The 19,553-nt window shown below is 69.6% G+C and carries 18 protein-coding genes and 5 pseudogenes; 7 read left to right on the top strand and 16 right to left on the bottom strand.

The window, feature by feature from the left end:
* Positions 1-21: 21 nt before the first annotated feature.
* Both PYR72_RS01210 and PYR72_RS01205 read left to right on the top strand, forming a co-directional pair.
* Entirely contained in the window at positions 22-1,194 is a 1,173-nt protein-coding gene (locus PYR72_RS01210; protein ID WP_275453388.1) for a histidine kinase, read from the top strand.
* Positions 1,191-1,862, top strand: coding sequence for a response regulator transcription factor (locus tag PYR72_RS01205; protein ID WP_275453387.1), 672 nt, complete (start codon positions 1,191-1,193; stop codon positions 1,860-1,862). Before PYR72_RS01210 ends, PYR72_RS01205 begins: the two co-directional genes overlap by 4 nt.
* Before the next feature lie 529 nt (positions 1,863-2,391).
* Here PYR72_RS01205 and PYR72_RS01200 read toward each other — a convergent pair.
* The 4 genes from PYR72_RS01200 to PYR72_RS01185 all read right to left on the bottom strand — a co-directional run bounded on the left by PYR72_RS01200 (position 2,392) and on the right by PYR72_RS01185 (position 6,192).
* Entirely contained in the window at positions 2,392-3,879 is a 1,488-nt protein-coding gene (locus PYR72_RS01200) for an FG-GAP and VCBS repeat-containing protein (protein WP_275453386.1), read from the bottom strand.
* A gap of 742 nt (positions 3,880-4,621) precedes the next feature.
* Entirely contained in the window at positions 4,622-4,954 is a 333-nt protein-coding gene (locus tag PYR72_RS01195; RefSeq protein WP_275453385.1) for a hypothetical protein, read from the bottom strand.
* A gap of 714 nt (positions 4,955-5,668) precedes the next feature.
* Complete coding sequence (locus tag PYR72_RS01190; RefSeq protein ID WP_275453384.1) at positions 5,669-5,956, bottom strand: hypothetical protein; 288 nt, start codon at positions 5,954-5,956, stop codon at positions 5,669-5,671.
* Entirely contained in the window at positions 5,953-6,192 is a 240-nt protein-coding gene (locus PYR72_RS01185) for a DUF6417 family protein (protein ID WP_275453383.1), read from the bottom strand. Before PYR72_RS01185 ends, PYR72_RS01190 begins: the two co-directional genes overlap by 4 nt.
* A 54-nt stretch (positions 6,193-6,246) precedes the next feature.
* On the opposite strand from PYR72_RS01185, the gene PYR72_RS01180 reads away from it, so the two are divergent.
* On the top strand, positions 6,247-6,720 hold the full coding sequence (locus PYR72_RS01180) for an NUDIX domain-containing protein (RefSeq protein ID WP_275453382.1): 474 nt from the start codon (positions 6,247-6,249) through the stop codon (positions 6,718-6,720).
* Between the two features lie 442 nt (positions 6,721-7,162).
* On the opposite strand, the gene PYR72_RS01175 is transcribed toward PYR72_RS01180, so the two are convergent.
* The 5 genes from PYR72_RS01175 to PYR72_RS01155 form a co-directional block, all read right to left on the bottom strand.
* Positions 7,163-7,495 (bottom strand): tetratricopeptide repeat protein, encoded by a 333-nt coding sequence (locus PYR72_RS01175; RefSeq protein ID WP_275453381.1) that lies wholly within the window; start codon positions 7,493-7,495, stop codon positions 7,163-7,165.
* A gap of 145 nt (positions 7,496-7,640) precedes the next feature.
* Entirely contained in the window at positions 7,641-8,309 is a 669-nt protein-coding gene (locus tag PYR72_RS01170; protein WP_275453380.1) for an NAD(P)H-binding protein, read from the bottom strand.
* Positions 8,306-9,139, bottom strand: a complete 834-nt coding sequence (locus PYR72_RS01165) for an NAD(P)H-binding protein (protein WP_275453379.1) — start codon at positions 9,137-9,139, stop codon at positions 8,306-8,308. Before PYR72_RS01165 ends, PYR72_RS01170 begins: the two co-directional genes overlap by 4 nt.
* Before the next feature lie 191 nt (positions 9,140-9,330).
* On the bottom strand, positions 9,331-10,251 hold the full coding sequence (locus tag PYR72_RS01160; protein ID WP_275453378.1) for an RNA polymerase sigma-70 factor: 921 nt from the start codon (positions 10,249-10,251) through the stop codon (positions 9,331-9,333).
* A 176-nt stretch (positions 10,252-10,427) separates the two neighbouring features.
* Positions 10,428-10,901: a carboxymuconolactone decarboxylase family protein gene (locus PYR72_RS01155; RefSeq protein ID WP_275460314.1), complete on the bottom strand. Its 474-nt coding sequence runs from the start codon at positions 10,899-10,901 to the stop codon at positions 10,428-10,430.
* Positions 10,902-11,073: 172 nt separating this feature from the next.
* Here PYR72_RS01155 and PYR72_RS01150 point away from each other — a divergent pair, with 172 nt between their 5' ends.
* Both PYR72_RS01150 and PYR72_RS01145 read left to right on the top strand, forming a co-directional pair.
* Positions 11,074-11,457, top strand: coding sequence for a DoxX family protein (locus tag PYR72_RS01150; RefSeq protein WP_143644986.1), 384 nt, complete (start codon positions 11,074-11,076; stop codon positions 11,455-11,457).
* A 115-nt stretch (positions 11,458-11,572) separates the two neighbouring features.
* Positions 11,573-12,044: pseudogene (locus tag PYR72_RS01145) on the top strand (LLM class flavin-dependent oxidoreductase); the annotation flags it as partial.
* A gap of 549 nt (positions 12,045-12,593) precedes the next feature.
* Here the strand turns inward: PYR72_RS01145 and PYR72_RS01140 are convergent.
* The 4 genes and pseudogenes from PYR72_RS01140 to PYR72_RS01125 form a co-directional block, all read right to left on the bottom strand.
* Positions 12,594-13,832 carry a histidine kinase gene (locus tag PYR72_RS01140; protein WP_275453377.1) on the bottom strand — a complete coding sequence of 413 codons (1,239 nt, stop codon included), beginning with the start codon at positions 13,830-13,832 and terminating at the stop codon, positions 12,594-12,596.
* 256 nt (positions 13,833-14,088) lie between these two features.
* Positions 14,089-15,390 (bottom strand): heparan-alpha-glucosaminide N-acetyltransferase domain-containing protein, encoded by a 1,302-nt coding sequence (locus PYR72_RS01135; protein WP_275453376.1) that lies wholly within the window; start codon positions 15,388-15,390, stop codon positions 14,089-14,091.
* Positions 15,391-16,091: 701 nt separating this feature from the next.
* Positions 16,092-16,256, bottom strand: a pseudogene (locus PYR72_RS01130) (dienelactone hydrolase family protein); the annotation flags it as partial.
* Positions 16,257-16,344: 88 nt separating this feature from the next.
* Positions 16,345-16,584 (bottom strand): annotated as a pseudogene (locus PYR72_RS01125) (transcriptional regulator); the annotation flags it as partial.
* Between the two features lie 121 nt (positions 16,585-16,705).
* Between PYR72_RS01125 and PYR72_RS01120 the strand changes: the two are divergent.
* A complete protein-coding gene (locus tag PYR72_RS01120) occupies positions 16,706-16,891 on the top strand; it encodes a hypothetical protein (RefSeq protein WP_275460313.1) in 186 nt (61 codons plus the stop codon).
* Positions 16,892-16,983: 92 nt separating this feature from the next.
* Here the strand turns inward: PYR72_RS01120 and PYR72_RS01115 are convergent, their stop codons facing one another.
* Together PYR72_RS01115 and PYR72_RS01110 are read right to left on the bottom strand one after the other, a co-directional pair.
* Entirely contained in the window at positions 16,984-17,139 is a 156-nt protein-coding gene (locus PYR72_RS01115; RefSeq protein ID WP_275453375.1) for a hypothetical protein, read from the bottom strand.
* 175 nt (positions 17,140-17,314) lie between these two features.
* Positions 17,315-17,521: pseudogene (locus tag PYR72_RS01110) on the bottom strand (helicase associated domain-containing protein); the annotation flags it as partial.
* A 28-nt stretch (positions 17,522-17,549) separates the two neighbouring features.
* Between PYR72_RS01110 and PYR72_RS01105 the strand changes: the two are divergent.
* Positions 17,550-18,676, top strand: a pseudogene (locus PYR72_RS01105) (IS630 family transposase).
* Between the two features lie 41 nt (positions 18,677-18,717).
* Here the strand turns inward: PYR72_RS01105 and PYR72_RS01095 are convergent.
* Positions 18,718-19,341 carry a helix-turn-helix transcriptional regulator gene (locus tag PYR72_RS01095; RefSeq protein ID WP_275453372.1) on the bottom strand — a complete coding sequence of 208 codons (624 nt, stop codon included), beginning with the start codon at positions 19,339-19,341 and terminating at the stop codon, positions 18,718-18,720.
* Positions 19,342-19,553: the final 212 nt, after the last annotated feature.

Genomic DNA, 19,553 nt, shown 5'->3' with positions numbered 1-19,553 from the left:
GCGGAGGAATATCGTGAGCATGTGCTGTTCGCCATGACCTGGCTCATCAGAGCGGGAGTCTTCGCCGCCGCGGGGGTCGGCGTATTCCTCCAGTCCTCGCTCGGCCCCGTCGCGCTGCCGGTGACCGTCACCGTGTACATCCTGTGCGGGGTTCTGATGGTTGGGTGGGCCGTCATGGAGTGGCGGCAAACGGCCGGCCGCCGGGCGGTACCGGTCGTCCTCGGTGTCATCACGGTGCTGTCCTGCGTGGTGAGTGCGCAGAGCGGCATCACGTGGATGGCCGGTCTGGCCGTGGTGACAGTGATCGCCGGCGCCGCGGATCCCCGGCTGGCCGTCGGCTGGACGATGTTCGCCGCGGGAGCCACCGCCGTGACCGCCACCTCACTGCTGACCCGGTCCGCCGGGCACGAAGCACTGGAGGTCGTGTTGATGCTGGTCGTCGGGCTGCTGGCGGGCCTCAACCGTCGCTCGTACCGGGTCCGGGCCGAGCAGAACGCGGTCCTGCTGGCCCAGGCCGAGGAGCTGCGAGCCGAGCAGGAGCGCGGCGCCGTCCTCGACGAGCGCTCCCGTATCGCTCGTGAGATCCACGACGTGCTGGCGCATTCTCTGGGTGCCCTGAGCATCCAGATCCAGACGGCCCGCGCACTGCTCGCCGAGCCTCTCGACACGGTGACCGGACCTGATCCGGCTCGCGCCGATGCTGTACTCGCGGTGGCACATAGGCTGGCTTCCGAGGGGCTGCAGGAGACCCGGCGTGCCGTCCACGCCCTGCGATCGGGTACCCGGCCGTTGAACGAGGAACTGGCCGCGATGGCCGAGGCCCACCGGCAGCGGCACGCGGCCGCCGTCGACCTGCGGGTGGAGGGCACTCCTGTGTCCCTGCCGCCGGAGCAGACCCTCGCCCTGGTGCGCACGGCCCAGGAGTCGCTCGTCAACGCGGCCAAACACGCACCGCGCCGGCCCGTCACTCTCACGCTGACCTATGAGGACCGTGACGTGACCCTGCAGATCACCAACCCGCTGGGCGGCACCTCCACCGACGGCTTCGCCACTGTCGACGGCGGCTACGGGCTGACCGGCATGCGTGAACGTCTGCTGCTCCTCGGCGGAACCCTCACCGCGGGCGCTGCCGACGGCCGGAGCCGCGGCGGGAACGATGAGCTGTGGACGGTCACGGCACGGGTACCGCGATGAACCGACCTCCGGAGACCGGACGCCCGCTGCGCGTCGTCGTCGCCGACGACCAGGCCAGTGTCCGCGAAGGCCTGTCCCTGATGCTGGACCTCCTCCCCGACATCGACGTCGTGGGCTCCGCGGCCGACGGACAACAAGTACTGCACCTGGTAGCCGAGTTGAGCCCCGATGCCGTCCTGCTGGACCTGCACATGCCGGTGATGGACGGCATCGAGGCCACTCGGAGGCTGACGGCCGAACACCCGGAGGTGGCCATCGTCGTCCTCACCACGTATGCGGACGACCGTTCCGTGCTCGACACACTCCGGGCCGGCGCGCGCAGTTACCTGACCAAGGACGCCGACCGCATGCACATCGCGGCCACCCTGCACAGCGCGGCGGCCGGCCTGTCCGTACTGCACCCTCAGGTGCAGGCGACACTCCTCGCCGCCGCTTCGGGCACAGCCGTCTCCGACCGGCCCGCGCAGAAACTCCCGGACGGCCTGACCCGCCGCGAGGCCGAGATCCTCACGCTCATCGCCCAGGGCCTCAACAACGCCGAGATCGCCGACCGGCTCTTCCTCAGCGGCAACACCGTCAAGACGCACATCAACCGCGTCTTCGCCAAGACCCGCTCCCGGGACCGGGCGGCGGCCACGTTGTACGCGCGTCGACATGGGCTGGCGTGAGGCGGTACCGACCGAACGCTGTGTGGGCCACCCGTACGTGGTGCGGCGCGGACCCTCATCACCGTGTTGGGCCCGGCCCTTCGGGCCCGGCCCTTCGGGCCCGGCAGGCCCGCTGGATGTGCGGGACTGGGCCCCCGCGGGCAGCACGACCAGAGCGTGACCTGGCTCATTCGTCGGGGACGGCGGTTGCGGCATGTGCGCGAGTGCATGGCGGACGCCTTCGGCCGGTCCGCGGCGGCAGGGCTGTTCCGCCCGGAATTTTCGGCGCTCGCGGAGTCCTTCGGTGTCCCCGGCGTACGCGCCGCTGCCGGACTTTCCGGCCGGTGATCTCGCCAAGTCCTGTGCCACGCCGGGTGCTTGGGTGGTCGTGCTGTGTGCGGTGGTGCAGGTGTTCGCGCCGTCTTGCCGGGGCCGGGGCGGTGTGGCGGCCCGCGGGCCTCGGCCGGAGCCGGCTGGCTCCGCCCCGGGGATGACGGTGGGGCGGCGCCAGGCCGCCCCACCGTCACGTCCGGTTGCCCGGTCGGCCGGCTCAGCGCAGGAGCGCGCCGAAGCGGGCGCCCGTGGCAGGCGCCGAGAGGTCGCCGGCGCCGAACGCGAGGGACGAGGTGGCCGTGAGACCGGTGGCCGTGCCGCGCAGCACCCAGACCGCGCCGTTCCAGCTGTTCTCGGCCTCGGAGCCGGCCGCGAGGTCGGCGTGGCCGTCACCGTCGAGGTCCAGCAGCGCGCTGCTCGCGCCGAACTGGTCGTCGTTCTCGGCGACTCCGGGTACCCCGGCGGTGTCCTGGTGGAAGACCTGCGTACCGGCGCCCGTGACACCGGAGGCGCTGCCGGGGACCAGGGCGACGGACCCGGCGTCGGTGATGTCGCCGATGTCCTCGCCCGGGATGCCGAGCGCGATGTCGCCGAAGCCGTCACCGTTGACGTCCGCCACCGAGATCGTGGAGCCGATCCCGTCACCCTCCTCCTCCACGCCGGGGAAGCCGGGCAGGTCCTGGTCGAAGGTCTGTACGCGTTCTTCGGACAGGGCGGAGGCCGACCCGAACGCGATCCGGACCTTGTCGCCGTTCCCGGAGTTGCCCACCACGACGTCGTCGAACCCGTCGTTGTTCACGTCCCCGATGTCGGTGCCCGCACCGGTCACCGTGCCGTCGGCGGGGACCCAGCCGCTGGTGAAGCCCGTGCTGCCGCCGCCGAGGAACAGACGGTTGCCCCACTGGCCGTCGCCCGCGTACTTCCAGGCGACGATGTCGTCCTTGCCGTCGCCGTTGACGTCGCCGGTCCGGGTGGAGCGGATGGGCCCGCTGATCGAGTCGCCGTCCTCCTGGCAGCCGCCGTTGGTGGCGCAGGACGCGTCGCCGGCGTCGTAGCCCCACCAGTCGGCCTTGTCCAGCAGCGGCAGGATGGCGGTGGGCTGTCCGGCACGGGTGACCGGGCCCTTCCACACGGTGGCGTCGCCGCTCGCCGGGTCGTCGCCCGCGCCGGACAGGTAGGAGAACAGGGCGAGGTCCGTCTTGCCGTCGCCGTCGAAGTCGCCGGTCGTGGGGGACTGCCCGTACCCGGGGAGGGCCGTGCCGCCGGTGAGTCCGGAGGCGGAGCCCCAGAGGATGACGGAGCCGGGACTGCCGCCCGAGATCACCAGGTCGCTGAAGCCGTCGCCGTCCAGGTCGCCCTTGGTGAAGTTGGTGCCGAAGCGCTGGTTCGCGGTGGCGGAGCCGGGAACGCCGCTGGTGGAGCGGCTGATGAGCTTCTTGTTGGCGGTGGAGACGCCATGGGCGGAGCCGTACATGACGGCCACGTAGCCCGCCTTGGCCTTGCCGGAGATCGTGGCGTCCGGAGCCGAGACGACCAGGTCGGCGTATCCGTCGCCGTTGAAGTCGTCCTGGGTGTCCGCGGACCCGGTGGCCGCCAGCGCCGGGCTCCCGGTAAGAGCCATGGCGCCGAATCCTCCGGCGAGCAGCACCGCGGCTGCCAGGGGTGCGGTGAGCGCGGTACGGGTTCGGCGGTGTGCTCGGGACATGCGTGAGCCTTTCGAGTCGGTCGGTTCTGTACGCGGAAGGCCGCGTGCAGTGGGTACGACTCGAGCCGGGCGATCCCAGTTGTACGTCCCCATGTCATGGATTCGTAACTGATGAGACAGGTGTGGCGCTAAACTCCCTTGTCGGTACAGGGAGTTCAGGGCGTGTCACTGTCGGTCTACCAGTGGCCTCGACTCACTCGGGGTGGTGGATGAACGGGTTTTGAGGAGGCGTTCGAGTATGAGCGGCAGCGCGCGGCGCGTTCCTCACGCCGTATCAGGGCCGAGCACGGCATTGCGCATCTCAAGCACTGGGTGCGCTGGCCCGCCACTTCGGCCGCCGCGAGCATAGAAGCGATACGGTGCAGGCCATCGCCGGCCTGCTGTCCCCCCAGCAGACCGCGGACCTGACATCGGCTCAGCAGATGTGAACCCCGGGCCCCACCGAAGTCTTCGACGTCTCACCGCCAACCACGCACGAGCTTGTTTGTGCCACGGCACTGGTACCGCCATGTGCTTGTTCTGACTGCTGGGCAGTGGCATGGGCTGTGTCCGCGTCGTTTGCAGCGGCTGATGCGGGCTCGGTGTTGTCGTCGACAGCGCCATTCCGACCAGTGTGGGATGCGGCCGGTCGGGGTCACGCCCGACCGGCCGTCGGGTGGTGCGCGGGTTCGCACCGGCGGTACATGCGTGCGCCGGGCCGGTGGCAAGGGATGCCACCGGCCCGGCGGGCGGTCGGCTCGGGTCAGCCGAAGGTCAGCCCGGTAGTCTTGTTGGACATGTCGCCCATGGTCGTCATGGAGCGCTTCGGGCCGGTGGTGTCACCGCCGTTGCGGACCTGGTGCTCGTAGTGGTTGACGTCGCAGGTGTTGAAGCCCTGGAAGGACGAGATGCGGTCGTTCCACGAGGGCCAGGCGTCCCGGACGTCGTTCACGGTGAAGTCCCGCTGCCCGTCCTCCACACACGGCCCGCCCGCCGTGATGGTGAGAGTGCCGCCGGAAGGGCTGAGGTTGGCGATGTCGTACTCGATGGACAGGACGTAGTCGGCGGCTGCGGCGGTGGCCTCCGTCGCGGACATGGGCCCCTCCAGCCGCTTCAGGAACGACGTGTCGGAAAGGGCTGTACGGGCTACGGGCGACGCGTTGGTCACCTTCCCGTTGGTGGCGTCGGCGACGGCCGCGCGGAAGGTGCTGTGACATGCCGTAGCACCCGTGGACACGTTGTACACGCAGTGTCCGTTGGTCCCTTCGGCAGCGCCTGCCTGTCCCGGTACGGCGACGACGCCCCCGAACAACAGGCCTGCAGCGAGAACCGATCCGGCTGATGCACGCAATGCGTTCATACTTCTTTTCCCCCATTCCGGGCCGATGGTTGATCGGCCCGTTCCGATACGGCGCATGCGGTGAATCCACTGGTCAGGCATCGACCGCATGTACAAGTCAGTTCCCTAACCGTCACACGATCTCCCACTCACCACAAGAATGTTTTTCTGTCACGGCAGGCGCACGAGGCACGGGAAATCGGCCATTCCGCCTTGCGTACATCCTTCGAGACCCCCTTGTCCACAGTGGGGCTGACGCGACTTCAGGGCTGCGTGACACGGAGCACCACAGCGCTTGCTGCGTCGTCCCGCCCACCGAATGCCCCCGTGTCACCGAGGGGTCCGTGTGAGGGAGGGGTGTCGTGACGCTGGAACCCCGCGATGACGGCGCGGACGTGCCAGCCAGATGAGGGCATGGGCGGCTTCGAGCTGTGTGACCGGTCCGGCCGGGTCGACCGGTCCGGACGACCGTCACACGAGGACGTTCTTGTAGAAGACGTTGGAGAGACGTTCGCCCTCTCTCTCACCGGAGGCGAAGCCGAAGAAGAGGCAGGGCTCTCCTCCGGCGGTGGTGTAAACGGCCATGCCCTCCGGTTCACGGAAGGTGAGGGTGGAGCCGGCTCCGGTGAGGAACTCCTCCGCTATCTGTCCGGTGTTCATGTTGACGCACCAGAGGACCGCGTCGGTGTTGACCTCGCCGGTGACGCCCCCGAACTCGCCGCGGCGGCCAGGCCGGGGCTGGAGGTTGATGCCGCTCACGGATGTTCGCAGGGCTGGTATGCCGTGCGGGGGTCGGGAGAGGGCCGGTGTGGAGCGGGGTGGTGGGTGATGCCATAGTCGCGGGTTAGGTGGTTGGCTTCCATCGCTGATCCGGTCATCCGGTGCAGCCAGAACCCGTACGCCACCGTGTCTGTAAGCACTTCTTCGGGCTCCACCGCACGGAACTGAAGTGGCTCCAGGCGTAAGAAGCTGATCTGGCTCCACTCTGCGCTCATGGCGCTGAATGGCTTTCGGACGTCGGGATAGGGTCCGGTGGGAGGTGCGGGGGAATGAGTTTCCGGCTGGCGGCGTACGCCGTGTGCATCCAGGGCGGGCGGGTACTGCTCGCCCGTCACGTGCCGCCGAAGGGCGAGAGCACCTGGACCCTTCCGGGTGGCAGGGTCGAGCACGCGGAGGATCCGTTCAACGCGGTGACCCGGGAGGTCGCCGAGGAGACCGGCTGCGATGTGGTGGTCGAGCGCCTGTTGGGCGTGGACTCCCGGGTGATCCCCGCGGCCGAACGTGCCATCCCCGGCGGACCAGAGCATCAGAATGTGGGCGTCTTCTACCAGGTTCGTATCACCGGCGGCCGGCTGCGGCCGGAACCGAACGGTGAAATCGCCGAGTCGGTCTGGACTCCGATTCCCGATGTCGCTCGCCTGCGCCGGTCATCGCTGGTCGACGTCGGCCTCGCCCTGGCTCAGACGCTTCCGGCGACCGGCCACGTTGCTGCCGTCCCGGTCGGCGGCCTGATTCGGCACTGAGGCGCGATCAACATCCGACTGGCTGCCCCGCAGGGGGCGTCGTTCGCCAGTGGGCCGGCTGGCAGGTCCGCGACGTGCCACTCTTCGGAGTGGATGCACTGGTCCGTCCGCCCGGCGACGGCAGGGTTTGTGCGTCGATCACGGTCATGTCGGAGGCCGTGTTGCTTGACCACGGTCGTGTCGGGAGGCCGGGATGGGTTTGTCGCGGGCGGAGCTGTTCGCTGTGATCCGGAGGGACAAGCGTCTTGATCCGGAACTGTCGCAGCTCTGGCGGAGAAGTACGGGGTCCATCGCCGGACGGTGGGACAGGCTTTGCTGTCTGCGGTGCCGCCGCCGAGCAAGAGGCCGACGCCGAGGGCCACGGTCCTGGACCCGGCCAAGCCGTGGATCGACGAAAATGCTGCGGGAAGACACGACCGCGCCGCGCAACGACGCTCCGCCCTCACATCAACTTGGGACCGTCGACTGCCTGCTTGGCGATAGCAGAAGAAGCGTGAGCGCGGCGGACTGCATCGGTCGGTGGGTGCTCCTCGCCCAGTACTCGCACTGAGTCCTCCAGGGTCCGCTCGTACAGCGGGATGGCACGGCCCAGATTCCCCGCCGCCCGGTAGGTGGCGGCGAGGTTGTTGCGGGAGTCGAGTTCGACCAGCCGGACCTGGGTGCAGACGGTGCTGTCGAAGCCGCGCAGCGAGAGTTCCAGGACGAGGACCGACGTGAGGAATCCGGCGAACAGTCCCGCGCATACGAGGCTGACGAAACGGGCGCACTTCGTCATGATCACGCGCTTTCGGATGGGTGACCCGGGCGGCGAAGGGTGGGCGGGACGGCCGAGGCGTCTTCTCGACGTTGTTGGTGGCCGTCGCGGGTCGTCGCTTGTTTCCTCTGTCGCAGCCCGGGTCGCGTGCGTGGCTGGTTGTGGGTCAGTTCGCGATTCCTACGACCTGCTCGATGGTGTCCGGCTGGTTCACCATGGCCAGCATGTGGTGGGCGACGTCGGCGCGTGGCACGGAGAACCCGCCCCGGATGTTGCGGTTCCACGCGGTCCGGTACGTCCCGGTCAGGGGCTTGTCGGTGAGTTTGGGTGGGCGCGACACCGTCCATTGCAGTCCGCTGTCGCGCAGGATCTGCTCGGTGACGGCGAGGTCGGCGTAGTGCCGGCCGAACATGGCCCGGGTCAACGGGACTCCGAGGTGGCGCATGAAGAAGCCGTCGCCGGGATCGTGCCTGGGTGGCGTGGGCCGGCCCGGCAGCGGCACCGGTCCGACGGGTGCGGCGCTGACGATGATGATCCGCCGGACGTGCTCGGCCTGCATCGCCGCGACGATCGCGCGGGTACCGAGGGAGGTGATGCCCGCGTCCGTGCGCGGGTTTCGCGGGCCGAGCGCGGACAGTACGGCGTCGGCGTCGTGTACCGCGTCGGCGAGCGCGCGCATGTCGGGGCGGGTGAGGTCGACGGCGATCGTCCGGACGCCGTCCGGCAGTCCGCGTGGGTGGCGGGCCACGGCGGTGACGTCGTGCCCGTCGGCCACCGCCTGCTCGACCAGGTGCCGTCCGATACCGCCGGTGGCGGCCACGATCGTGAGTTTCATCGACGTCCTCCCGCGGTGAAGGCGGCGCGGTGGTCCTGCGCCCAGGTGGCGTACGTGCGCGCCGGGCGGCCCAGCAGCCGCCGTACGGTGTCGGTGGTGGGCCCGGCTTCGCGGGCGTAGTCGGCCAGCGAGCCGAGCAGCCGGTCGGGTACCTCGTCGGGCAGGCCGGCGGCGAGCATGCCGCGGCGGATCTCGTCCGGTGCGGCCTCGCTGAAGGACAGCGTCCGGTCGAGCGCCGCACCGAGCGCGGCGACCTTCTCCGGCTGAGTCAGCGACTGCTCTCCGGTGAGCGGGTACGTCTGACCGCGGTGCTGCGGGCGGGTCAGGGCGAGGGCGGCCACCGCGGCGATGTCACGCTCGTCGACGGTCGAGGTCCTCGCGTGCGGGTACGCCCCCCGCACGGTCCCGGTCGCCCGGATCTGTCCGGCCCAGGCCAGGGTGTTGGCGGCGAAATCGGCGCAGCGCAGGATCGTCCAGTCCAGGCCGCTCTCCCGGGCGATGTCCTCGACCGCCTGGAACTGCTGCCGGAAGCGCGCGTGCCCGGCCGGGTACTGCACGGTCACGGAGGACAGCACGACCACCCTGGCCGCCCCCGTCTCGCGGGCGCGGGCCAACAGGTCGACGGCGGTGGGACCGGCGGCACGCGGGCTGAGCAGGACGGCCTCCACGCCGTCGAGGGCGGCAACCTTCGCGGGGTGGACGAGCAGTGTCCCCGCGGGGAATGCGGCGTGCGGGTCGCGGGTGACAGCGGCGACTTCCGCTCCCCCCTCGACCAGGAGGCGGACGGTTTCCCGGCCGACGACGCCGGTGGCCCCGGTGATCAGGATCATGACTGAACCTCTCGTGGGTGTGTCGATAGTCGATCTTGCGCGGTGGATGCTCGCGGTTCGTGTCGCCGTTTGTGTCGCGATTCGGGCGCGATTCGGGGCGCGGGAGGACGTCACGGACGAGCCGTGCGCCAGAACCCATCGGCGTGCGGCACTGAAAGCTCCGGTCCTGCCCTGTCAGGCCGGTCGGGAGATCACTGGGTTCTACGGGCCTGCTTCACTTCCTGGTCGACGGCCCAGGCGTCGGCGACCGGGCCGAGGTGGCTGAGTTTGTCGGGGTTGATGACCGCGCGGATCGTCTGGATCTGCCCGTCGAGTGTGTCGAGGGCGAGGACGTGGAGGATCCTGCCGTCGCGGTCGCGGAAGCGCGCGCCCGGCTGGCCGTTGACCTCGTGCTGTTCGAACGTGATGTCGATCCGGGCCATGAGCGGGTAGACGCCGGCGAGCAGCCTGGCCACGTTCTCGGCGCCGGTGACGGCCCTGGCCAGCTGTGGTGCCTTGCCGCCGCCGTCCCCGACGAGCTGGACGTCGGCGGACAGCAGATTCCGCAGTCCGTCCACATCTCCCTGCGACAGCGCCTCGAAGAACCGCCTCGCCAGCTCCTGCCGTTCCTGGCGGTCCGCTTCGAACCGGGGCCGTCCCTCGTGCATGTGACGGCGAGCCCGTACGAGCAGCTGCCGGCACGCCGCCTCCGAGCGCCCCACCGCGACGGCGATCTCGTCGAAGCCGAAGGCGAAGACCTCCCGCAGCACGAACACCGACCGCTCCAGTGGACTGAGCCGCTCCAGGAGCAGGAGCGCCGCCATGGACACCGAGTCGGCCAGCTCCGCCGCGCGGGCCGGGTCCTGGTACGGATCGTCCAGCAACGGCTCGGGGAGCCACGGTCCGACGTACTTCTCCCGCCGCACCCGGGCGGAGCGCAGCACGTCGATGGCGATCCGGGTCACCGTGGCCGACAGGAACGCCCTGGCCGACACGGGCCGGGTGGTCGAGGCGTCGTAGCGGAGCCAGGTCTCCTGCACCGCGTCCTCCGCCTCGCCCACGCTGCCCAGGATCCGGTACGCGATCGAGAACAGCAGCGGCCGCAGTTCCTCGAACTCCTCGACCTTGCCCACGCCGACTCCCTCTTTGCGGTCTGTGTGCCCGGCCGGACCCGCGCCGGCGAGGCATCCTTCATCCTTCGAAGATCATTCGATGTGTGGGCGGTGCAGACAACGCTCGCGCCGCGACCGCCTTGACCACGGCGTCCTGGCCCCGGCGGGCCCGACCTGGGCCGGGGTGCGGTGGTGGTTCAGTGGAACTGGCCGACCTGGTAGTCGCCGGCCGGCTGCTGGGTGATGATGTTCAGCCGGTTCACCGTGTTCATGAACGAGACCAGCAGCACGAGGGCCGTGAGCTGCTCCTCGTCGTAGTGCTGAGCGGCGCGGGCCCACACGTCGTCGCTGACCCCGGTGGCTGCGTCCGCGACCCGGGTTCCCTGCTCCGCCAGCTCCAGTGCGGCGCGCTCGGCCGCGGTGAAGACCGTCGCTTCCCGCCAGGCCGCGACCAGGTTCAGCCGCACCGGGGTTTCGCCGGCCGCGGCGGCTTCCTTGGTGTGCATGTCGATGCAGACCGCGCAGCCATTGATCTGGCTCACGCGCAGCGCCACCAACTCCTGCGTCGTGGTCGGCAGTGGCGATTCCTTCAGCTCCCGGCCGGCCGACATGAGGTACTTGAGTGCCTTGCCGGCGGCAGGGTTGGCGAAATAGTTCAATCGCGCGTCCATCGTGTGCTCCTCCATGTTCGTCGATGCCTTCACCCACAGGACGAGGCGGCCCTCACTCCTGTGACACGCAACGGTGTGACCCACGTCTCTCCGCTGTCTGGGTTGGGGCATGTCACAGGCCGAGTCACTGCCTCGTCCTCGGGTAAGGAAGTCCGCGATCAGGGAGTTGATGATGAACGTCGCGCTGTGGATCATCGCTGGGGTGCTCGCCGCTGTCTGCCTCGTGGGCAGCTCCAAGATGTTCGTGCCGCAGGAGAAGCTGGCCGCGATGGGCTCCTCTGCGCAGTGGGTCCTGGAGTTCAGCCCCGGCGCTCTCAAGGCCATCGGCGCCGTCGAGCTGCTGGCTGCGGTCGGCCTGATTCTGCCCGCGGTGCTCGACATCGCGCCGGTGCTGGTGCCGCTGGCCGCCACCGGACTTGTTCTGCTGTTCGCCTGCGCGGTCACCATGCGTCTGCGCCGTGGCGAGAAGGCCACGATCGCCGGCGACCTGATCTACCTAGCCCTGGCTGCCTTCGTCGCATGGGGCCGTTTCGGCCCCGAGTCCTTCACCGGCTGACCACCGGCGCATATACGCCGCTCGGCCGCCGTATCCCGCGCGGGCCCGCCGCGCGGACGTCCCCCGAGATTCTCTCTGGTCGTCTCCGGACAGTGTGTCCACCCGCTGGGCGAGATCCTGGCTGGCCGCCCTCACCACCCGTGTCCGGCTCGGCACGACGGTCCTCCTCATCGCTCCCTACCGGCACCCGCTGCTCACCGCCCGTATGGCGGCCCATCTGAACGAGCTGAGCGGCGGCCAGTTGGTCCTCGGCGTGGGAGTGGGCTGGGCGCGGCAGGAGTTCGCCGCCCTCGGCATCCCGTTCGCACAGCGGGCACGGCTGACCGACGGGCCACCTGCGGGGCATCCGGGCCGCCTGGAAGGACACCGACGCATACGGAGACCGCCGGGTCCCGGTGTGGGGCGGCGGCAACAGCGACGCGGGGCTGCGAAGGGCCGTACGGCTCGGAGACGCATGGCATCCGCTGCGCCCCACCGTGCCGTGGCTGCGCGAAGCCGCAGGCAGGCTGAAGACGTACGCGGACGAGCAACACCTGCCCATGCCCGCCCTGGCTCCCCGCATCGCCCTGCGCCTCACCACGGAACCGGCCGACGGGTCGTGGGAGTTGGGTTTCGGTTCGGGTTTGACGTGTCGGCGGCGTGTGGCTGGCTGGCTGGGACGGGGCCGGGGTGTGGGACGTACTTGCACCTGGTGCTGCTGGGGAAGTTGCGGGTCGCGGGAAAATGGACTGGTCGTGGGCGGTGGTTGGCTCTTTGCACGTGTGGGCTGCTCGGCGGGGCTCAAAGGCGGGTCCGGCCCGGTAGGCCGCGCGCGGCCGGGCAAAGCACGACGTCCTCACCGATGGCCGGGGCGTCCCGCTCGTTGTGTCGCTGACCGGCGAGAACCGCAACGACGTCACTCAGCTTGCTGCCCCTGCTGGACAAGGTCCCTGCCGTGGCCGGCGTCGTCGGCCGGCCGGCACGGTTCCGGCCTGGGCGTCTTCCGTTACATCGTCGAGCGCACGATCGCCTGGCTGCACGGCTTGCGCCGACTGCGGATCCGCCGGGCACGACGCGACGACATCCACGAGGCATTCCTCGGCCTCGTGACCTGCCTGATCACTCACCGTCACGTCCAGTACCTGTGTCAGGATCTCTTATTGTGCCGGGCTCTTGTGGCGCAGGGGGAGTTCGGCGGTGAGGGTGTGGTCGCCGGTGGCCGGGTCTGTGCCGGTGGTGAAGTCGCCGCCGAGCAGGCGGACGCGTTCACGCAGGCCGGCGAGTCCCAGGCCGCTGCTGGGCGGTGGGTCGGCGGGCGGGCGTGCGGCGTTGCGTACGTCGATGGTGAGTCTGTCGGTGTCGACGGTGACGGTCAGCCGCGTGGGCGCGCCCGGGGCGTGCTTGTGCACGTTGGTGAGTGCTTCGCGCACGATGCGGTTGACCGCTCGGCGGATGCCGAGGTCGGTGTCGGTGAGGTCGTCGCCGTGCCAGGACAGGGTGAGGGGCAGGTCCGCGTGCTGGGCCTCGGCGACCAGGTTGCCGACGTCCTCGCGTGTGCCGACCACCGCTTCTGTGCCGTCGGTGCGTTCGGCGCCGTTCAGGCGCAGGATGCCCAGGACGGTGCGCAGTTCGTCGAGTGCGGTCCGGGAGGTGGTCCGCAGCAGGTCGGCCTGCTCGTTGATCTCCGGGGCCGCGGTGCGGGTGCGCATCTCCAGGGCCCCGGCGTACAGGACAATCAGGCTGAGGCGATGTCCGATCAGATCGTGCATCTCGCCGGTGATGCGCGCCCGTTCCTGCATCCGGGCCTGCGACTCGCCGAGCAGGTTGGCGCGTTCCAGCAGTGCGTTGCGTTCCTGCAGAGCGTCCATGGCGCGGGCTCGTTCCCCTTGGGCCATGCCGATGGATCCCGGCAGCACCACCAGCAGCACGGTCACGACGAGGACCAGGCCGACATCCCCCAGGTCAGTCTCCAGTCCGGCGACCTGATCGGCGAAGTTGGCTGTGAATTGCACGCCGGCGGCGAGCGCCAGGGCGGCCACGGCGCGGCGGGTGTCCGGCACCTGGCGGCCCACCGTGTAGGCGAGTATCACACTCACCGGCCACAGAAGGTCTGACAGGGTCATGCCCGGCCAGGTCAACGCCGCTGTCGCGACGCCGGTCCCGGCCAGCAGCGAGGTGATCGGCCGGGTGAACCGGCAGAGCAGGGCGAGCGCGGCGATCAGCAGGCCGATCGCCGCGGCGGGCTGTTCGGGGAGGTTGATGACGCCGGTGACGATCGCCGCGGCGGGCAGGAGCAACCACCACGCCAGCAGCAACCTGCCCTGCCGTGCCGAGCGCTGCCAGGTCGTCACCGCCTCGGTGGTGACGACCTGGGCGAGTTTCGCCCGACAGGCCACGACTCCTCCACGACGACGGCGGCGGCGGCGGTGGTGGTGGTCGGCGAGCCGGGTGGCCGCCCACCGATGAACGCGGCAGCCTCCCGGCCGGGCAGGCCGGGCCCGCCGGCCCCAGCGGTGCTGCGGCCGGGACGGCCGGTGGCCCGCGACCGGAGCCGACCGTACCCGAGGGCGGGGGCCGTGGTCATCGTATCCGGCATCGACCAGGGCCGGCCTCGTACGGGCGGAGGGGGAGCGCCCTCCGGCACGCCGGGTCTCACCGGACGAACGTGGCCAGTTTAGTGGTGCTGTTGAGCAGGTGTTCCAGCGGTCCGCGGCGGAAGAAGCGCGACCAGACGGCGGCGAACAGGATCGCCCCGGCGATGAACCCGAGCAGCGGCACAAACGTGTCGGTGGCCCTCTCGGGCAGCATGGCGTAGGCCACGACGTGGGCGACGTAGAGCGTCAGGGACATGGTGCCCACGGCGACCAGCGGGCTCGCCAGCCGGCGCAGCCACCCCAGCCGCTCCATGGCCACGGTCGCGCAGACGAGCACGGTGATCGCCACACCGAGGCTGCCGACGATGTCGAAGGTCGTACCGGTGTGCGGATCGGATCCCAGCAGGTCCAAGACCGTGCTCGACGAGGGGTTCGTGTCAAACCTGTCCTGAAAGCTGTTCTGGATGGCCTCGAACTCCGCCGATCCCGGTTCCAGGGATTTCACCTCCATGTTCGCGAAGAGTTCCTTCATGCTGGCCATGTCTGCCCCGTTCGCACCGGTCTCGTATGCCCGAAGTGACGGGAACAGCTTGGGTGCCAGCCAGGCGGCACCGTATCCGAGTGCCGTCAGTGCGGCGCCGAGCGCGGCCAGCCGACGTTGCACCACCCCGGCGGCCAGATCGACCCGGGCCAGAGCCATGCCCGCGATCACGTACGGCAGCCAGGTGATCGTCGGGTAGGTGCCGTTGAGCAGCAGATCGAGCAGTCCGTCGCCGCCGAGCCGGTCTATCGGGTCGTACGAGTCGAGGGTGTTCGTGAGCGACGGGCTCAGCAGTCGCTCGAGACCGAATGCCGCCTGCGGCGCGACGAGGGCGAGCACGGCCGCGGTGATCGCGAGGGTCCTGGCCCGCAGTCGAACCAGGGGGAGTGCCAGCAGGAAGTACACCCCGTAGAAGGCGAGGATCACGATGATCCCGTTCTGGAGGATCGTCAGCGCGGTGCCAAGTGCCAGCAGGACCACGGCACGGATCGCGATCCGGGCCTTCGCCTGCCGGCCGGCCAGGCCGGTCTTCGGCTCCCGGCGGCCCGCGATCAGCATCAGCGAGAACCCGGCGAGCATGGCGAACAGGACGGACGACCGGCCGAAGGCCAGTTGCAGCAGCCAGCCGCGGAAGCCACTCACGTCCTCGGGAGCCGGGGCGACGTGTACCGCGAACATGCCGAACACGGCCAGCGCGCGGGCCAGGTCCACCCCGGCCAACCGCCCCACCGTCGGCTTCTGCCCGGCCACGCCGACGGGCCCGGCCGGTGCCCCGGGCCGTGAAGGCGGCGTTTCGTGCGGGATTTCGATCTGTGTCATGCGCCCAAGGTCGCCGGTCCCGGCGCACCGCCGCGTCTGCCGACCTTCCGGACCGCCTCTGCCGATCGGCAGAGGGCGCCGAGCCGATCGGCCATCACCAAGCGACAGCGGCAGCGGCACCCGTCCCGTACGGCTGGTGCTGTCTGACGGCGCCGAGGGCATCACTACGCTCGCGAACCGCACCTGCTGGGGCAGCAGCAGCACCACCGCCGGACAGCGCCTGCTTCAAGGCAGCGCGGGAACCAGCATCACGCCCGCCCTCGCGGCCGCCGACCAAGGAGTTTGTCGGCGGCTTGGCGGCTGGACCAAGACCTTCAGCGCCCCTCGCCTCTGAGCGGCCATCGTCGACCGCTTGACCTGCAACGGCACCATCGTCGAGACCGGCACCGTCTCCGGCCGGCCTCGACCCGGGCGCGGAGCCAGGCTCCCGCCGAAGCTCGCTGACCGCTGCATGGTTCAGCTTGCTGGTTCTCCGCCCCAAGGATCGTCGAGCGCTGTTCCGGGGACGCTGGCCGTGAGCATTTCGTCGATGAACCTGAGCAACCCCACGCCGGCGGGGTCCATCCGGGCGAGCCATGGCACCGGCTGAGCAGGTCGGCGTATTGACGGGTGCTGGGGTCGGTGAGGAGGAGGCGGAGCTCGTCAGGGGCGGGGCCGGTGACCGGGCAGAGCCGGGCCGGGCCGGCGCCGATGCGGACCTCGGGCCGGACCTTTTCCCCGAGGTGCTCGGGTAGTTCGATTACCGGTGCCGGGCCGTGGCGGTAGAGGAGGTTGGGCACGAGTACGTAGTACCCGTGCCCGGTCAGTTCGCGGGCCATCTCCCGCAGTACGGGCCGGATGCCGAAGCCGTCCGTATGCATCAGCACCCCTGGGTGCCGCTCACCACCGTCGGGGAAGGCGGCGAAAGCGTCGGCCTGGCCGCCCGCGGTGGGACGCCGCAGGCACGGTCGCGCCAACCGGAGCCGTCGCAGCCGCACCAGGAGCGGGGTACTTCGCCGCCCACCCGCTCAGCAGCCGCTGGTAGGCATCAAGGCGCGGCGACTTCGGCTCGCTGCGGCCGTTCTCCCCGTTCTTCACCGACTGGGTCGTGGTCTTCGACGCGGCCGCCAGGCGGGCTTGGGTGATGCCGTCGATCTCACGCAGCCGGGCCCGCTCCGCCGGAGGCGGCAGCTGCGGCAGGTAAAACTTACCCACAAACTTATCCCATTCCTTAACCTTGCGCGCCCGTTCCAGCGTGGTGGGTGAGGTGAGTTTGCCGGCGGTGGGCTTCGCGCAGCGTGCTTATGGCCGTCGGGGGAGGGGAAGTGTGATCGCCATGAAGAGCGTGATGCAACACTACGGTCTGCTGTGGACCGACCCTGACGGCGCACCGCAGGCGTCGGCCGGCAGGTACGACAAAAGGTCGGCGAAGCGTCGCCGCACCGAACTCAAAGCCGTGGGCTGCACCCGTGTCGAGATCGTGCCGGTCAGGCCGGGTGACGTTCCCGAGCCGGTTTCCTGAGCGAAGCGGGACGCAGGCAGAACTCTGCGCTCAGAAGTCCCGTCCAGCAGCCCTCGCCACGTGGCAGCGTCGACCAGTCAGTGAGCCTTCCCTCAGTCGAACAGACCGAGGTCCGCGAGCTGTTTGAGTCTGGCGGGGGCGAGTCTGGCGCGGCGTCCCTTCTGGTTCATGATCCACACGCTGAGCTTGATGGCGTGCTCCTGGCCGTCGATCTCGACCACCTCTGCATGGGTTCCAGGGACGGTCACGAGGCCTTCTCGTGCCTTGTGCTGCGCGTGGGGCCGCCACCCCCTTCTCGAAGGCGCTCACGAGCGCCGTCGACGGGTTCGCGGGCGTTTCCGGCTCCGGGGCGGGCGGTGTGATGCCGAGCTGCTGCAGGCGCTCGCGCTGCCCGGCCCCCAGGGCATCCCAGACCTTCGGCGTCCGCTGCTTGGCCAACCACTTTCCGATGTCCATGCCGTGGACAGCGAGGCCGGGCAGGACGTCGGCCTGACCCGCTTCGTCGGGTACGAGCGCGCGTAGGGCGGTGTAGTGGCGCTGCCAGTCGGCCGGCCATGACGCTCGGAGGGGGCTAGTGCCGCAACAGACAACCTTCGCCCCGTCCTGACGTGTCGCCCGGTTGCTGTGCAGGGCGGCGTCGGACGGACAGAACGATCACGTGGTTGAACGTGTGCAGGTCCGTGAGATCGACGATGACGAGGGCAGACGGTTGCTGCGGATTATCCGCAGAGGAACCGGGTCGGTGGTGACCTGGCGGCGGGCCCGGATGGTGCTGCTTTCCGCGCAGGGCATGCCGGTGGCGAAGATTGCCGAGGTGGCGTTCACCAAGGTGGACCGGGCCCGCGACGTGATCCACAACTTCAACGCCGATGGCTTCGAATCGCTCCACCCCAAGTACAAGGGCGGGCGGCCGAGGACGTTCACGCTACCCGAGCGCCGGGAGATCAAGAAGATCGCCAAGTCCAGGCCAGCCGAGCACGGCCTGCCGTTCTCGACCTGGAGCCTGGCCAAGCTGACCGATTTCCTGGCCGCCGAGGGGGTGGTCGACGACATCAGCCACGAGGGCCTTCGGGTCCTGCCCCGCGAGGAGGGCGTCTCGTTTCAACGCGTGAAGATCTGGAAGACCTCCCGTGATCCCGACTACGCCGCGAAGAGGGCCCGCGTCGAACACCTCTACGCAGTCGTCGACGGCGAGGTCGTACCAGAGGAGGGCGAGCCCGAAGTTATCTTCTGCATGGACGAGTTCGGGCCGCTCAACCTCCAGCCCCACCCCGGTCGGCAATGGGCCGGCGGCAAGCACAAGGACCCCGACCGCGAGCCCCGGCCCCGACGGCGGGCGACCTGCACCCGACCGCACGGGTCCGGCACCTGTTCGCCGCCTACAACCTCGCCAAGGATTACCTCTACGGCCACGCCAAGATGACCAAGAATCGCTCCAAGTTCCCGGATTTCTGCCGCTATCTGCGCTCGCTGCACCCGGCGGACGTGCGTATCGCGATCGTCTGCGACAACTACTCACGCCACCTGACCACGAAGCGGTGCCGGCGGGTCGGAATCTGGGTCGCGGCGAACAACGTCGAGATCGCCTACACCCCGACCAACAGTTCCTGGCTCAACCGGATCGAGGCCCAGTTCACCGCCCTGCGCTACTTCGCCCTCGGCGGCACCGATCACCCCAGCCACAGGGTCCAGGGCAGCATGATCCGCCGCTACATCATCTGGCGGAACGAGCACGCCGCCGATGAACACCTACGCGAAGTCGTCACCAGGGCGAACGTCGCTTGACGCAGCGCCAACACCCCACCAGTGACGTCGGCATCTGTCAGCTACTGTGTGCTGCCGTCGTCGAGTCCGGCGATGACTCTGACGTCCGCTTCGGACATGTCCAGGATCCCGGCGATCAGGCGGGCCTGCTGCAAGTTCGGGTTGCGCCCGCGGCGGAGCATGTGGATGGTGGACATCGACAATCCGGCGGCTCTGGCCATGTCCCTGACCGGAATCCCGCGCAGGTCCATCAATCCGGTGAGTATCCGGGCGAACGGATGCGGCTCCGTCCGCCCGGCAGGGGCAACGGCCGGGCTGATGACAACGTCACCGATCTTGGCCTGGAAGCGGATCAGTTGGTCGCCCATGAACCCGATCTTCGCGACGAACGGCAGGCTCTTGCCGTTGCCAGAAGCGACCGTTCCCGGGATCGACACCTCGGTGAACCTCACGGCAGGATCACAGAGGTGATCCCCGGTCTCTGCGGGAAGCCCCGGCTGGACGCGGTCGACCTCCCAGTCGCGGTTCCACCACGGAAGGTCCTGCAGCACGTCGTTGAAGAAGGGTGGCAGGACGGTCATGTCCACCGGGTCAGGAGGATTCTTCTGACCTCCCCAAATGACACCGGGCCAGTATCGCAGTGCCGCGATCACGTCCAGCGTCAGCACGCGGTTGGCAGTCTCCACGGCCACACTCTCCCCCCAGTCGACGGAGCAGTCTCCCATGACGAGGCAAACGTTGTCTGATGCGGCACTAGTACGTGTGGCTGCACCCGTATCACAGCGTAGCCAGGCATTCTGCGGTGTCTGGCTGGGTGCGGCCCAGGCTGCGGCGGCCAAGGGGCGGTGTACGTCGGCCCGTCGGGTGCAGACGCTGACGGTGAGGTGGTCGCATACGG

The sequence above is a fragment of the Streptomyces sp. VNUA24 genome, assembly GCF_029167005.1.
Lineage (GTDB): Bacteria > Actinomycetota > Actinomycetes > Streptomycetales > Streptomycetaceae > Streptomyces > Streptomyces scabiei.
This window is presented reverse-complemented; position numbering and strand designations above follow the sequence as displayed.

What these genes read in the sequence shown, in the direction of transcription:
- PYR72_RS01200 (WP_275453386.1), bottom strand. Translation starts at nt 3,879, where the DNA reads ATGTCCCGAGCACACCGCCGAACCCGTACCGCGCTCACCGCACCCCTG.
- PYR72_RS01175 (WP_275453381.1), bottom strand. Translation starts at nt 7,495, where the DNA reads ATGACGAAGTGCGCCCGTTTCGTCAGCCTCGTATGCGCGGGACTGTTC.
- PYR72_RS01155 (WP_275460314.1), bottom strand. Translation starts at nt 10,901, where the DNA reads ATGGACGCGCGATTGAACTATTTCGCCAACCCTGCCGCCGGCAAGGCA.
- PYR72_RS01120 (WP_275460313.1), top strand. Translation starts at nt 16,706, where the DNA reads ATGAAGAGCGTGATGCAACACTACGGTCTGCTGTGGACCGACCCTGAC.
- PYR72_RS01195 (WP_275453385.1), bottom strand. Translation starts at nt 4,954, where the DNA reads ATGTCCGCGACGGAGGCCACCGCCGCAGCCGCCGACTACGTCCTGTCC.
- PYR72_RS01180 (WP_275453382.1), top strand. Translation starts at nt 6,247, where the DNA reads ATGAGTTTCCGGCTGGCGGCGTACGCCGTGTGCATCCAGGGCGGGCGG.
- PYR72_RS01170 (WP_275453380.1), bottom strand. Translation starts at nt 8,309, where the DNA reads ATGAAACTCACGATCGTGGCCGCCACCGGCGGTATCGGACGGCACCTG.
- PYR72_RS01205 (WP_275453387.1), top strand. Translation starts at nt 1,191, where the DNA reads ATGAACCGACCTCCGGAGACCGGACGCCCGCTGCGCGTCGTCGTCGCC.
- PYR72_RS01185 (WP_275453383.1), bottom strand. Translation starts at nt 6,192, where the DNA reads ATGAGCGCAGAGTGGAGCCAGATCAGCTTCTTACGCCTGGAGCCACTT.
- PYR72_RS01150 (WP_143644986.1), top strand. Translation starts at nt 11,074, where the DNA reads ATGAACGTCGCGCTGTGGATCATCGCTGGGGTGCTCGCCGCTGTCTGC.
- PYR72_RS01165 (WP_275453379.1), bottom strand. Translation starts at nt 9,139, where the DNA reads ATGATCCTGATCACCGGGGCCACCGGCGTCGTCGGCCGGGAAACCGTC.
- PYR72_RS01135 (WP_275453376.1), bottom strand. Translation starts at nt 15,390, where the DNA reads ATGACACAGATCGAAATCCCGCACGAAACGCCGCCTTCACGGCCCGGG.